The 14,827-nt window shown below is 45.0% G+C and carries 13 protein-coding genes; 5 read left to right on the top strand and 8 right to left on the bottom strand.

Annotated features, from left to right (window positions below; all coding sequences use genetic code 11):
- Window positions 1–19: 19 nt before the first annotated feature.
- Complete coding sequence (ampD, locus tag MY523_RS04540; protein WP_250657625.1) at window positions 20–697, bottom strand: 1,6-anhydro-N-acetylmuramyl-L-alanine amidase AmpD; 678 nt, start codon at window positions 695–697, stop codon at window positions 20–22.
- Between the two features lie 198 nt (window positions 698–895).
- A complete protein-coding gene (locus tag MY523_RS04535) occupies window positions 896–3,499 on the bottom strand; it encodes a DUF1631 domain-containing protein (protein ID WP_250657624.1) in 2,604 nt (867 codons plus the stop codon).
- Between the two features lie 229 nt (window positions 3,500–3,728).
- On the opposite strand from MY523_RS04535, the gene MY523_RS04530 reads away from it, so the two are divergent.
- The 4 genes from MY523_RS04530 to thpR all read left to right on the top strand — a co-directional run bounded on the left by MY523_RS04530 (window position 3,729) and on the right by thpR (window position 9,003).
- A complete protein-coding gene (locus MY523_RS04530) occupies window positions 3,729–4,373 on the top strand; it encodes a retropepsin-like aspartic protease family protein (RefSeq protein WP_250657623.1) in 645 nt (214 codons plus the stop codon).
- A gap of 76 nt (window positions 4,374–4,449) precedes the next feature.
- The gene (gene nadC, locus MY523_RS04525; RefSeq protein ID WP_250658770.1) at window positions 4,450–5,277 is read left to right on the top strand and encodes a carboxylating nicotinate-nucleotide diphosphorylase; all 828 of its coding nucleotides are present in this window, start codon (window positions 4,450–4,452) and stop codon (window positions 5,275–5,277) included.
- A gap of 333 nt (window positions 5,278–5,610) precedes the next feature.
- A complete protein-coding gene (locus tag MY523_RS04520; RefSeq protein ID WP_250657622.1) occupies window positions 5,611–8,361 on the top strand; it encodes a bifunctional diguanylate cyclase/phosphodiesterase in 2,751 nt (916 codons plus the stop codon).
- A 42-nt stretch (window positions 8,362–8,403) separates the two neighbouring features.
- On the top strand, window positions 8,404–9,003 hold the full coding sequence (gene thpR / locus MY523_RS04515) for an RNA 2',3'-cyclic phosphodiesterase (RefSeq protein WP_250657621.1): 600 nt from the start codon (window positions 8,404–8,406) through the stop codon (window positions 9,001–9,003).
- Between the two features lie 17 nt (window positions 9,004–9,020).
- Here the strand turns inward: thpR and MY523_RS04510 are convergent, their stop codons facing one another.
- Window positions 9,021–9,596: a hypothetical protein gene (locus MY523_RS04510; RefSeq protein WP_250657620.1), complete on the bottom strand. Its 576-nt coding sequence runs from the start codon at window positions 9,594–9,596 to the stop codon at window positions 9,021–9,023.
- A gap of 110 nt (window positions 9,597–9,706) precedes the next feature.
- A complete protein-coding gene (locus tag MY523_RS04505; RefSeq protein ID WP_250657619.1) occupies window positions 9,707–10,024 on the bottom strand; it encodes a YqcC family protein in 318 nt (105 codons plus the stop codon).
- Between the two features lie 162 nt (window positions 10,025–10,186).
- Here MY523_RS04505 and MY523_RS04500 point away from each other — a divergent pair, with 162 nt between their 5' ends.
- Window positions 10,187–11,233 carry a DUF3549 family protein gene (locus MY523_RS04500; RefSeq protein WP_250657618.1) on the top strand — a complete coding sequence of 349 codons (1,047 nt, stop codon included), beginning with the start codon at window positions 10,187–10,189 and terminating at the stop codon, window positions 11,231–11,233.
- Window positions 11,234–11,339: 106 nt separating this feature from the next.
- Here the strand turns inward: MY523_RS04500 and MY523_RS04495 are convergent, their stop codons facing one another.
- From MY523_RS04495 to MY523_RS04480, 4 genes are all read right to left on the bottom strand, one after another.
- Window positions 11,340–12,131, bottom strand: a complete 792-nt coding sequence (locus tag MY523_RS04495; RefSeq protein WP_250657617.1) for a ParA family protein — start codon at window positions 12,129–12,131, stop codon at window positions 11,340–11,342.
- A gap of 188 nt (window positions 12,132–12,319) precedes the next feature.
- On the bottom strand, window positions 12,320–13,033 hold the full coding sequence (hda, locus tag MY523_RS04490) for a DnaA regulatory inactivator Hda (protein WP_250657616.1): 714 nt from the start codon (window positions 13,031–13,033) through the stop codon (window positions 12,320–12,322).
- Window positions 13,034–13,042: 9 nt separating this feature from the next.
- Window positions 13,043–13,609 (bottom strand): CDP-alcohol phosphatidyltransferase family protein, encoded by a 567-nt coding sequence (locus tag MY523_RS04485; protein WP_250657615.1) that lies wholly within the window; start codon window positions 13,607–13,609, stop codon window positions 13,043–13,045.
- Between the two features lie 37 nt (window positions 13,610–13,646).
- A complete protein-coding gene (locus MY523_RS04480; protein WP_250657614.1) occupies window positions 13,647–14,819 on the bottom strand; it encodes a DUF2066 domain-containing protein in 1,173 nt (390 codons plus the stop codon).
- Window positions 14,820–14,827: the final 8 nt, after the last annotated feature.

Below are 14,827 nucleotides of genomic sequence, written 5' to 3'. Positions count from 1 at the left end.
CCAGTTCTCCGCTTGTTGACTATACAACACGGGAATCATCGCCTGTCCCATCGCTTACCTGCGCAAAATACCCGGTCCAGTCAAACGCTGCTCCAGGGTCTGTTTTTCTACCTGGTGAAATATGTTGATGGCCTACGATTCTATCCATACTAATCGCTGGATATTCGGCCATCAAACTGCGTGTAATATCTGCTAGTACACTGTATTGGTGACTGGTATAAGGAACATCATCCTCGCCCTCAAGCTCAATACCAATAGAAAAGTCGTTGCAGTTTTCCACTGTTTGAAAAACTGAAAGACCGGCATGCCACGCTCGTTGGTTAAACGGCACAAACTGAACCACCTCGCCGTTTCGCTTAATCAGTAAGTGAGACGAAACCTTAAGGCCTTCAATTTCTTTAAAAAATGGGTGCAGAGAGTGATCAAGTTGATTGGTAAAAAAGCGTTCAATATGGTCTCCCCCATATTCCCCAGGAGGCAAACTAATATTATGTATGACAAGCAAGTTTATTTCAGTATCGGCGGGGCGTTGATTAAAATTAGGGGACGCTACACGTGTTACACCGTTTAGCCAACCATCGGTTATGCCTTCACGGACGGGAGTCGATACGTTGCTTTGAACCTGATCTATCGATTTAGATCTATCAGCTTTAGCCATGTTTTTTGCAACGTGGCTTTTAGTGCTTGTATAAACCATAACAACAGAACAACCCCTTCGCGACTTTTATGTAATTACCTACCATAGTATTACAAAGGGGAGGGATTACAAAGGAGCAGTATTACAAAGGAGGCGGATTACAAGCAAAGCAGGTTTCACGCGTAATAGCTCCGTAAACACCTTACACTGGGCATACCAATCAACGTCAACTATGCCAAACCTGCTCTTTTGTGAATATTAGTCCTGTCGGTTATTTCTCAAATTACCAATCACAGATTCAAGAGCACGATCAAATAACAACCCATCATTGAGGATGTTAACCTGCCCCTGCTGAGCCATCTGCAACAGCTCCTGTTTATTCTTGTCCGCTATTTTAATTCCACTGCGGTCAACAAAGATATATTTGCCAGTGACTCGAATCAGCGCTGCCAGTTTGCATCGAACAACTTTGTCGCCTTCATTAAACTCAAGCCAAGATCCCACGCGTAACGACTCAACCATCTCTGTCGCAACGGCATCAATCGCAGTTTCGGAAATTGTTTTAACTACCGGCTCTGCATTCCCTTCATCTGGCGTCACTGTAGCGCTTGAAGCGACAGCAGAATCTGGGGCGACAGCAGAATCTGTGCTGGCTGCAGAGTCTGAAACAACCGTATGATCTGGAGTAACGTCATGACTTGAAGTAACGTCATGACTTGAAGTAACAATAGCCTCGGCCGCCTGCTTTTCATGGGCGACTTCGCTTCGGGCTGGTTCGCTAGTGCTTGGCGTTTCAACCTGCCCATCCACCGCATTCAGTATCGAATCAACGTCATCCAGAACCGAATCAAGGCTACTATTTATTGCATCTCGCTGGTCGCCCTGCTCATGTAATTCATTCTCGGAGTCTACTGACTTAAGCGATTCAGAAAAAGGCGACGATTGAGCTTTTGACGCCTCTCTATCTTCACGCAAAGGTGAAGCAGAAGTGGCCAGCATCTGAAGTGCATCGATATGCAACCCTTCAAGCGACTTAAGGAGCTCACTGGCCTTAAACTGGTCAAAAGAAGATTCACTCAGCCCTGCTCTAATGCGCTTAAGCAAGCCCGGAATAAGTGACAACAAATGGCTTCTGGCATCTGGCATGCTCTGATCTGGGCATACACTCCAAACCAGATTTTCTGCCACCGTTAAAGCGCTCGCCCACTCTGAACTTTGTTCTCCGTGTTTCAGGTAGGTCAATGACATATACTGACCCCAACCATCTTCCAGCAGTGTTAAGGCTGACTCGGGAACATCTTTGTTGGCAATAATCTGTTCGATACTCTGCTGAACAAGGCCTTTTGCACTCTCATTTCTTGCCTTTCCTTCTTCGGCATCACGGGTTCTTTGCTCTATAAGCTGGCCACGTCGACTTTCGATATCAAGAAACCGGGTAAATTCCGACAGCAGCGACTCAAATACACTAAAGTCATTGTCAAAATCATCCAACAGGTGCTGAACAATGCTTTCAACTTTCTCTTTCAGAGGGTCTCGCGAGCCTTCTGGTTTCTCATTCCAGCCAATAGCCGCATTGGCGATCTCGTTCAATAGTTTCCGGGCCGGATGCCCTCCTTTATTGAAGAAACTCCGATCCAGCATCGCAACTTTCAGCATTGGGATCTGTAGGCGCGCAATCAACGCCTTCATTGTTGGCTGTAATTGACGATCATCCAATATGAACTCAAACAGCATAGATACCAGATTGATGACATCTTCATCTACCTTTTTGAGCTTTGGCTCTTCTATTCCCGACGCCCCCATCTGATCAATCAGGAGACCTCTGAAATTCATAACGCTAATCGCTCCGCCCTCCCCTTCAGGGACGGAAAAGCCTTGCTGCACATCAGATAAGACCGATACTACCTGATCCCTGCTTACCTCTGTATAGCCCGTCGAACCTGCGGCATTCCCACCAGCATACGCCATGTTTCCAGGTTGGCTGCTGCCTCTTGAGTTAAGCATCTCTCGCAAGCTTTCAAATAAGTTACTATCTTCTTCTATGACTTCACCCGTATCACCATCGACCAGGTTGGATCGATTATTAGCCTGCGTCCCGGCTTGATTTGAACGGGAGTAATTGCTTGATGACCTGGTTCCAGTTCTCTTTTCGCTCGACCTTACTTGCTTAAGATCAGGCATAACACCATCATCAATAAGCTTCTGGTTCACCAGTTTGTACACTTTTTCAATATCGTTTAAGACATATCGTTCAAATAGCTTAAATACGATTAGTTTTGCTTCAATATCCACCTGCAAGTCTTTACACCCATTCACGAAACTATGAACAAGAACTTCTGGACTTGCTGGAGTATGCGCCTGATCCAGCTTGGTATGCGGTAAAAGCGTTTGCACTCTAATTTCATAATGGTCGATAGATTGGCCGCAAGCACTTCGGGTTTTGCTAACCATTCCCTCAATCGCAACTCGCTCTTCAAGCTCATCATTTTGAACAAGACTTAATGAGTCAACACTGGAAGGCATTTCAGCACTGGTAAGGCCACTGAGCTTGTAGCGCCCTACCTGATTAAAGGATCTGACCACAGATTGCAGCATCAGCAACGCTATTTGCTTACGTTGAAGTCGCACTTCTCTCATCGCATCGAAGTACTTTGCCTGCTCGCCATTGGAACCTGCTTTATCGGCCAACTCAAAAAGAGCATCATCGGCATTGTCGAATAGCTGGCGTAGCAATGTCTTGAGCTGCCCAATTGCAAGATCCCGCACCTTCGATAAGGGCGCAGGAAGTGAGCCAGAAGAGTTACTGCCGTCAGGAACGGCTCTCAATTTATCAAGGTCAACTACATTATGATTCTGCGTCATATTGATTTCACTGTAAGAAGCTATTACCAGATCCCAATCCAGTCACACTCAAGAGAAAGGACACGCTTTATTTCACTTTATTTTACAAATCATTTTTCCACCTAATTTCAATCTTTTATAGATCATCTGTGTCAACAAATGTCACGAAATGTCACTTCGAGACATGGTTCACAGTTTTGAAACCGACCTCCTAAAGCTCACTCAATGACTTAAATAGCTTAGCTGATTTGTGGCAGAGCAAGACTCACTATCTCCTTATTGGCTGAAAAAACTAATTCACCCACCTCTTTGGGTCTTGTATAGTCTAGGCATCATTGTTAACCATCAGCAGACCATGTCAAACCAGAAAAACACACAAGACGTACACACGCAGACTAAAACCGGCCGAAACATGGCGATTATTGCCTGGGTCATCGGGATGATATTACTTACACGCTTTTTAGGCGTGTGGGAGGACAATCAGCTCAACCCGAACAAATCATTATCTGGGATTTCATCCAGTGACGCTCAAATAGAAGTGGCCCTAGAAAGGAATCGTTATGGCCATTATGTATTTGACGGCAAGATCAATGACCAATCAGCTACTTTTATGATTGATACGGGCGCCACAGATGTAGTCATTCCTAAAGCGCTTGCAGATGATCTAGGGCTAAAATCATATGGCCGCTCAAAAGCATCAACTGCAAACGGTATTATAACGGTCTACAACACGACCCTCGAAAAAGTTAGCATTGGGCCAATAACTCTTTATAATGTCCGCGCCAGCATAAACCCGGCAATGAATTCAGACGACGTTGTATTAATGGGGATGAGCGCGTTAAAGCAACTAGAGCTAAGACAAAAAAGTTCAACACTCACGCTGATTCAGCATTAGGCCCAATACGCCCCATAATTACGACGTCCTAAAACAGACAATCACTTTACAAGTCAGATATCACCTTATGACCACTATATTGCGCTCCGCGATCATCCAAAATGTCACCTCAGCTTTAGAAGAAGATATCGGTAGTGGTGATATTACGGCCATGTTGATCCCCCAAAATACTCACGCAAAAGCCAATATCATTACCCGGGAACACTGCGTTGTTTGCGGTATAGATTGGGTCAACGAAGTGTTTAAACAGGTTGATGAAACTGTGCATGTTAAATGGCATGTATCAGAGGGTGATTACGTTAAGCCCAATACAGTCCTCTTTTCACTAGAAGGGCCTGCCCGAGGTTTGCTGACAGGGGAACGTGCCGCACTTAATTTTTTACAGACACTGTCTGGTACTGCGACGATCTGCAAAGAGTATGCATCATTGGTATCCCACACCAACGTGAAGCTGCTGGATACACGGAAAACAATTCCAGGGCTAAGGCAAGCACAGAAATACGCGGTTACATTTGGGGGCTGTCACAATCACCGCATCGGCTTATACGACGCATTCTTAATTAAAGAAAATCACATAATGGCCTGCGGCTCGATCCAAAAGGCGGTTGAGAGTGCTCGCGCTATCGCACCAGGAAAGCCTGTGGAAGTGGAAGTTGAGAGTATGTCTGAGCTTGAACAGGCACTAAAAGCAAAAGCAGATATTATCATGCTCGATAACTTTGACAACACATCACTTGTCAAAGCCGTTGCAATGTCATCAGGTACCGCCAAGCTTGAAGCATCAGGCGGGATTAATAAAGATACCTTGGCAGCCATTGCAGAGACCGGGGTAGACTACATTTCTATAGGAGCACTGACCAAGGATTGCAAGGCTATTGATCTTTCTATGAGGTTTTCGCTCTAACTTAATGGAAAATAAGTAATAAGCGACTTATTCTAGACTACACTAGGTTACATAATGATACGCTTTGCTTTAGCACTATAAGTTGATTTCAGATTAAACTGGTCAAGATTATTGGATTGAGACCTTTGCACAACGTTACGAGCGAAGCAACGACATAACAAAAAAGGCGAAAAGCGCAACTTATACACAATAAATGAGTATTTAAGTCATTTTTAACGATGTATTTGTGAGCGCAATAGTCGTGAAAAAATCTCAGAATAATAAGATGTGCGCGATTTAAGCAATTGAATACGCCAAAAACTGAACTCGTTACGAGCAATGGATGCACTAAAGATGACTACCGGTAAACTGTCGGAGTTAAATATAAGCAGGTGGTTCTTACCTATTAAAGAGCACCCTCTTAGAATGCTGGTTATCTTTGTAACCTACTTGGCACTTGCTCGACTGTCTATTTTTATCACTCTGCCTGACTCTCCTATTTCCCCATTGTGGCTACCTGCCGGATTTTCACTGGCAATGCTTTTTATCTATGGTGACAAACCACTGCCTGCACTTTTTTTAGCTGCGTTAAGCGGTTCAATTTCAGGTTATTATTCTGCTACCAGCAGCTTACCCGATGCACTTCTGCTGACTACTTCGTTTGCCGTGCTCAATACCTTGCAACCCTATCTCATTTATCACTTTTTCATCAATGTCACCAATGCGTCATATCCGTTTGATAAAGATCGAAATCTGCTGGCCTTTCTTCTCGGATCACTATTGGTCATCGTCACAACTTCATCACTGTTTTCAGCGCTGACAAACCTTCTGCAGCTCAACAATGATATTAGCTTCACACTAAAGTTACTGGTTTTCACATTAGCGGACTTTTCGGGCATTTTGTTTATTACTCCCCTGGTACTTGCCCACCATCACTTCCGTAACGTTCGATATATTTCGGAAAAGTTGCTCGAATGGAGCGCCTGGTTTATTGGCTTGGGGATGATTACCTACCTTGCGTTTTATCAGGGCATTCAAGGTATTTTTTTGATGCTCCCCTTAACCATTTGGGCTGCGACCCGATTTAGCCAGCCTGGCTGTACGTTGGCCGTATCTATTACACTGTCTCTGGCCTTTTTCGTACTCATCTATATTGAACCCATAAACCCAGCATCCGGCCTCTATGACCAAGTCATGCTGGAGATATTGTTGGCAATCATTATCGCCGCAACGCTTTATGTCAGTGCGTTATTAGAAGAACGCCAAAAGGTCGCCAGCAAACTGGAAGATACCGTTCTTCAACGAACTCAGGAATTGCAAAAAGCCAATCAGGAACTGATCGATGAAGTGTATGTAAGAAAACAGGCAGAGAAATCATTCCGCCGCTCTTCACGTCGCTACAAGGCACTTATCGAGACCGCAGGAAGCCCAATTGTTGTTATTGACACCCAGTACGTGATCAAACAGTGGAACAGCGAGGCCGAAACCCTATTCGGGTATAGCCGAGATGAAGTAATCGGGAAAAACTATATCGACTGTTTTGTTCCCCAGCACCATCAGGATGAAACGGCCTGGAAGATCACTAAAGTTGTTGAAAGCGGTGGGGGAAAGGAGAACCTCGAAAGCGAAGCCCTGGCCTTTGATGGTACATCACACTCCATGCTTTGGAACATCAACCGCATTTCCAATTCAGATGACGAACCCGCTCAGGTTATATTGATAGGGCAAGACATCACTGAAATAAGAACAACTCAGGATCAGCTCCATCACCTGGCCCACTATGACATTCTTACTGGCGCGGCCAACAGACGCCTGTTTGAAGACCGATGTAACCAGGCACTTAAGCAATCTCTAAGACATCAACACCCTATCGCGCTCATTAATCTCGATATTGATTTTTTCAAGCGAATTAACGATACATTGGGCCATGATGCGGGTGATGAACTACTCAAAGTCATCGCAGACAGGCTGACCTGTTGCGTTCGTAATGAAGACACAATCGCCCGCTTAGGGGGGGATGAGTTTGCTGTTCTATTAGCCGACGTTAACGGAGCGGAAGGCGCAGAACTGGTCGCCAGGAATATTTTAAACGCGATCACCACCCCCATTCCTTTACCTGGGGGAGAATTGGTAATCACTTCCAGTATTGGTGTCTCTCTATCCCCCAATGACGGGGTTCAATACGCAGAGCTGTTGAAAAATGCCGATATGGCCATGTATCAGGCAAAAAGCGCTGGGCGTAACAATATACAGTTTTACAGCCCTCAAATGAACGAAGACATGCAGCGACAACTCACAATCGAGCAAGAGCTGCGGCACGCAATCTCAAACAACGAGTTTAAGCTTTATTATCAGCCAATTATTGATATTGAGACCGGCCAAATAGTCGCCTTAGAAACCTTGCTCAGATGGCAGCACCCTAATAGAGGCCTCCTGAAACCTGAAGAGTTTCTACAGGTTGCTGAGCAAACAGGGCAACTACTGGCCATTGGCGAATGGGCGCTCCAAAATGCCTGTTTACAGGGTAAGGCCGTGCAGGCGATGAGCGAAACGCCAGTACAGATCACTCTTAACCTATCAAACCGGCAGTACAGTCACCCACAACTGGTAAAAACGATTGAGCGGGTGTTGATGGAGACCCGTTTCAACCCACGCTTTCTGGTTTTGGAAATTGAAGAAAACACCATCACCAATAAGCTGGAAGAGTCCGTCACCACCCTTAATAAACTTAAGCAGCTAGGACTAACACTCACCATCGATAGTTTTGGCACAGGCATTTCATCCCTGAGTCACCTTAAAAAGCTCCCGATTGATATCATCAAGATCGACCGTACCTTTATCAAAGGTATTCCAGAAGATGAGAATGATATGATCATTACCGAAACGCTGATCAACATCGCCCACCAGATGAACCTCAAGACATTCGCAACCGGTATTGAAACACGCGAGCAGGAGGCATTTTTGAAGATAAACGGCTGTCGCTACGTACAAGGCTACTTATATTCAAACCCGCTCCCGAGCGAGTTACTGCCGCAGTTGTTTCAGGAAATTCGTAAAGGGCTTAGGCTCAACGAAGGCGAGCAGATATTTTTGCCTCTTGACTAGGGATATTTGCACGAACTGCTGAATACCCGGACATTACAGAAAATGAATGTAAATAAAGCTACCCAATATCGGCGTTGTTTTATCGGGTTTAGTATACCGGAGCCGCTCAAGTCACAGCTGATAGACGCACAAAAAGCACTTAAAAAGCAGCCGTTATTCCAACACTTTAGGTGGGTTCCGCCTCAAAACTTACATATTACACTGCACTTTTTGGGAAACATAAAACCGAATGAGCTAGCAGCACTTCACTCGGAACTGAGTTGTCACAGGCTAATAAACAAACCAATTCCAATAAGTATTGGCTCTATTTCCGGTTTTCCTCAGCATTTTCAGGGGGCCTTCACCTCTCGCTCTGCCCCTTTTCTGGTCGCTAACATTAATAACCATCAGCCATTGCAGGCTTTCTATACGACGTTAGCTCAACACCTTGCTGAGCTCAATTTAACAATAGAAACTAGAACCTATCGCCCTCACATAACACTAGCGAGAACCGGGAAAAAAAGAAATTTGCACCGAAATGACAGGGTTGCACTTCCTCAGTTTTCGTTTGAACAACACGCCAATGTTTCCGGTTATACTCTCTTTGAGAGCACACCAGGAGGGCAACACCCTGTTTATAAACCTATCGGCGAATACCAATAGGTTATTTTAAATTCGGCTCATTGCTTATCTTGATTGGGAGATGCTTCAATAACCTCCCCAAAACCAACGGTACCGTCTTCTTTCACTAAATAAGGCACTGTTCTAACAATCACTTTGCCATTAGCGTGTTTAAGGTTGATCTTCAGTAAACGGTTTTTATCCCCCTTAGAGTCAGCCCCCGCACTTTGCGATGACGGATCATTACTCTGGGTATAGTATACAACGCTTGCTACTGCCAATCCTTTATCCATCCAGGATGTCATAGCAGAACCTAACACTCTGACAGCGATATCTACCGGCACTGGTTGCTCTTTGTTAAGCTTTAATGGCTTTACATCACCATTAGGCAACAAACCAGCAGCATAAGGCTTGGTTCCACCTTCGGACTTAATGTTCTCCTGTGCTGACTTATAGGTATTTGCCATCAGGAAATTAAGCTGCCTTGTCACCTGCTCTTCGGTATAAGCTGCACGATCAACTGAGGTTCCACTACCAGCCGAAGGCACTTGCCCAGGTTTATCACTATCCGCAACAACCGTGGTCGACACCCCTAACGCCGCAGCAACCAAAAAACCAGAAAGCCAACTATTCATCGCATACTCCAACTTCTTTTTATCGTGTCTAAGCAACGTCCTTCGCTATTTAATCCAATATTGCCTTAATATTGCACACATGTACAAACCAAACAAGATCCGTGTGAGCTTTAATGGGCCATAATTAGCTGGTCGAATGCCCTGATCAACGCAACAAATGCAGTAGCATTCAGCGATGAACCTCTAAAATATTCTTCCGCCATAGGCGCAATATCACTGTTGGAAGGCAGTGTTCCCCCCTGCTCTACAATACACTTTAAACGTTCAATGAATACAAACTGAATCCATTCAGGAAAGCTCATGGTATCGATACAGAATGGCTCTGTACTCATTAGCTGCTCTTGAGTGGGTGCCAGGTCTGACCATATATTTAGCCTCCGCATTTCCAACTCAATGTCTAGCAGTAAATCAGCTATTTTTGAATGCATATCGTAACCCTAAATGTTCGTCCAACGTTGTTTAGACTTTCAACCCTCATTCACTAAATCCATCAATTGTCCAATATGGAATAATTCCCGCTATGAACATAATGATAAAGGTTTTAGAATGACCCACCAAGAAAACCCGCTCTCAAACTACTGAGGATAATCATGGAATACCCTACATCTTTAAACTCGCTACTTGCATCCACCGGGCTAAAATACCGCTGGATTAATATTGGTAGAGGTATTCGTAACATGACTCAAGAGCAGTTTGAGTCAATTGAATCATGCCAGTCTGTATACCCCTGGCCATTAAACTATCAAGCGCAATTTGCATTGATTGTCTGGAACCCAAGCCAAGACCAACAGCACACGATCTGGTTTTTCAAACTTCCACTGGATGAACAAGGCCTGATTATTCCCCAGGCACGGGATGCGCTGATACTAGAGCTCCTGGCAATGCTTGGAATCACCACATCGGCACAGCAAAATCAGGGTGCGACATCTGTCTATACCTTTGAACCAGATAATGAGCAAAAAGCCGCTATTCATGCAAAAGTCAGCAAAATTCTTGCAGAGCCACCCTCAACATGGTTCCAGCCAGTCCTGGACTATTTATCAAATACGAATCCCAATACTCCTTGGAGCAGTCTTGGCTTACAGGGTTTTGCTGATATTGTGGAAAGAATATCGGAAAACAAAATGAGCGCTCTACTTACAGATGCAGTAAGTTGGGTAGATGCGCCCGTTTTCGAAGCATTGTGTCATTTTATTCAGAATAAGCGGGCACCCAGCATATTGCTAGCCGCCATCGCCCAACGGGTAAACCAGTCTCTTTCTGAAACAGAAACACCGCCACTACCTGCCAGCTTTTATTGCAGTGCTATCAGAGCCTTTGCTCAAGTCGAGACAAACGACAATGGATTAACCTGCATAACCTCGATATTGTCATCCCCTGCAGGAGAGAATCCAGCCGTTTTGGAAAGCTTGGCACTCTATTGCTGGCACTATTTGAAGAATAAAACGCTCATGAAGCAGTATCTGGATAACCTGTCACAGGTGCCAAATGGACAGCCGCTGTTTAATCAACAGGTCTCTGACTTAATGTTTGTCCCGGATATGCGACCTGAAGTGCTGGCACAATTTCGTAATCCAGAGCGTTCTGAAAGCCTGGGAGTGGCAATCGGAAACTTAATGAGTGGAATGAAAAGCTAACAACAGAGGCTATGGAGGATATACTGAAGGAGAAAGAGGTAAAGGAAGAAAGGAAGCCTAACCCGTCGGCTTCCTCTTATAACCAGATAAGATTGTCTACTGGCCGCTATAGTGCCTCAACCGAAACCTCTTCGCCATTCAACACTTTGTGTAAATCAATAAACTGCTTGGTTAACCCATGCTTTGGTGCAAAGTGAATTAACGGATTCTTTGCCTGGTGGGACTCCTTCATTTTTACTGACGATGAAAGCCGAACAGGTAACACAGGCAACTGCTCTTCAATAAGCTCGCTAATTAGCTGACGCGGTAGACTTGCTCTGGGCAGAAACTGATTAGCAATAATCCCTTCAACGCTTAACCCCTGGTTATGATCTTCTTGAAGATCTTGAATCTCACCCAGAATTTGATAAAGCGCTTGACGAGAGAAATCATCACAGTCGAATGGAATCAAACACCTGTCTGCTGCAATCAATGCTGATCGAGTATAAAAATTAAGCGCCGGAGCGGTATCAATGTATATACGATCAAAGGTTTCACCCAGTTTATTGAGCGCATCACGAAGTTTATAAATTTTGTGCTTCGCTTCCAGCTTTCGCTCCAGATAGTCTAATTCAGGGCTCGAAGGTAAAACATAGAGGCCATTAAAAGGGGTTGCATGAACAAAGTCTTCAGGTTTCTTATTGAAGATATTAAATGCAACGGTTTGCTCAAACATGTCACCTATTGTGTCTTTCAACTCGGCCGTTGGCTTGCCCAACAGATATTGGCTTGAATTTCCCTGCGGATCGAGATCAACCACGAGCGTTCTCAACCCCTCAGCGGCACTTATAGCGGCAAGGTTGGAGGTAATACTAGACTTCCCCACTCCACCTTTTAAATTAAATATGACACGTTTCATGCTTCCCCCCAGTTTTTATAATCCTTATTGTCCGCATTCGAGTGATGCGTCCTTTTTCAGCCGACTATATTTTAATCAAGTTCTATGCGACTTGTAACAACTTTCTCGATACTTTTATCAAGCACCATGTTAGTACCTATCAAGCACCATGTTAGTACCTCTCCCCACACCCCATAACCATATTGGCCTCACCAGCCCAATACCGACTTCACAAAAGGCACGGTTAATCGACGCTGGGCACTTAACGATGCGTCATCAAGTTTATCTAACACGCCAAACAACTCATCCAGACTACGGTCACTACGCCGCATAATAAACGCGGCCACTTCATCGCCCAACAGCAAACCTTTGTCTTTGGCTTTTGACTTGAGCGCCTGTTGTTTCTCTTCGTCAGTTAGCCTGAACAGTTGCAGCAGTAACCCTGCTCCCAATCTTGACTTAAGGTCAGCTAACGCAAAGGTTTGCTGACTGACCGGTTCTGTTGCTGTCACCACCAGCATCTTCCCGTTTAAACGCAGTCGGTTATACAGGTCAAACAGAGCCTCTTCGCTGTCTGAATTTTCAAACAACAGATCAATATCGTCGAGCATCACTGCGTCAAATGATTCTAGACCATCAAAAAGCTGGCGATTGAACGCTCCCACATCTTTCAGTGATAGAAACATAACCCGCTTATTTTGCCCTTCAAGCGTGTTACAGCAGGCGTTGAGGAGGTGCGTCTTACCACTTCCCTGATCCCCGCAAAGATAGACAAAAAGCTCGTCTGAACTAAGCGCATGCAGCAAAATATTACTGTTTTTTGTATTAGCAGCCCCAAAATAGTTATCAAACGAGGCGTCTTGACGAAGCTTGACGGACAAAGTCAGTTGCTGAGGGTTATCAGCCTGAACAGTTCTTTTCATATAAAACAATCAAGCCTTAATAGATTTCCGGTGAATATAAGCTTTACGGCCCCAAACGTAGGCATACTGAGCACAGCTCAGCACTGCAAGTACAGCGACACCCCAAACGCCATAGTGAAGTACAGCGTCAGGCATTTCAATACCCGACAATGAGACCACGACAACCAGCACGTACACGATTTGAACAAACGTATTCATTTTTCCCAGCACAGAAGGCTTCATCTCATAGGCCCCAATCCAGTAGTGATAGATAAGCGCGCTGCTCACAATAATAATATCTCTACCAAATACCAATGCGGTAAGCCAAAGAGGAAGGTGCCCTGTAATGGTTAACATCACATAAGCGGTCACCAGCAAGAGTTTGTCGGCCAAGGGGTCTGCTATTGCGCCGAAGCGTGACTTCCAGTGAAAGGTTCTCGCCAGAAAGCCGTCTACGCCGTCTGACAGCCCTGCAATAAAGAATAAAATTAATGCCTGTTTAAAGTATTCAAAGTACAGACATGCGGCAAATGGAATCACTAAAATGATCCGCAGGAATGTCAACAAGTTAGGAATATGACGCCACTCTAAAAGCATAAATAAAACATTCCTGTTTATTCCCCGACCCGCTTATTTACAAAGCACTCTGTTTTGTCCAACGATAGTAAAGCTTGGTGCTATCTTCCACGTTAAAGGACTGCGATATCTCTTCCGAGAGTAGTGTGTCCAGCTCAATATGCTGCAATAGTTGCTCTAGATAACCATTAAGCGTGATACTAAAGCGTATTTTGTCGCCTTTAACCCAACTCAATTGCGCGCTACTCACCGGTGGTAACGCATTGATATAACGTGTAGCGCCCACATAGTCTTCCATGGTTTTAATCGCACTTATCTCCAGCTCTACTTCACTATTCAGAGAGCTGTCGCCCCCTAGTATCGCATAGCGTTCTGCCAGAATTTCAGCAATATACCCCATCAACGTCAGGGCACTTTCGTCTAATGTCTGCCCCTTAACTTCACCATTATAGACAAACCCTTTTAGCTCGAAGACCCACTGCCCTGACCATCCACCCCCATCTGCTCGAGTTAACCGAGTCACCAGGATCGAGTCAGCGCTATAGCGTGCTGAGGGTTCTTTCAACGAATCAAGAAATAGCCCCCAAATATCCGAAGAATTAACAGCAGCCTTGTCCTGGTCATCCATGGACGGCAGAAAAAGAGGCACGCCTCTTATTTGAGCCGCCTTCTTGATTGCAGAAGACAATGAAGACTGATCTTTGACACTTAGAATAGATCGCTTACCCTGGCCATCTGACGCCAGCCAAACGAGCACGGAAGGACGATTACCGCCCCACACCGGTTCACCATATTGCTTGAGCGCCTGACTCACTGCTAGCCGGGAAAACATAATACTTATTGCATAAGTGCCTCGCGAGCCCGATTGAGCGAGCTGGCGCTTCGCCGCATCGGTAGACAGATCTACCGGGCTTAAACTATCGCCTGCTTTCTCATAACTGAACTTCTGAACAAACGGGTCTGGCTTTTTGGCGAGGTCCATTAATTGGCTGTTATCAAGTACAGATACTTTGCCTGAAACCCTGACCAAGACTTCTTGCAGCGCCAAATTAAATGCCTCTTGGCGCTCTTTTTCACTTTGAGAGCTCACCAAAACATCAGCCTGGTACAGGCCACTAACCTGGGCCGCAGACAGAAAACCGGAAAAAGATAGAAGTGACGCGATAAATACCAGCTTACCCAATGTTTTTATTAGATATTCGTTAATAACAATTTTCAAATCAACATCCATAAATAAGC

The sequence above is a fragment of the Alkalimarinus coralli genome (assembly GCF_023650515.1).
Classification (GTDB): Bacteria; Pseudomonadota; Gammaproteobacteria; order Pseudomonadales; family Oleiphilaceae; genus Alkalimarinus; species Alkalimarinus coralli.
This window is presented reverse-complemented; position numbering and strand designations above follow the sequence as displayed.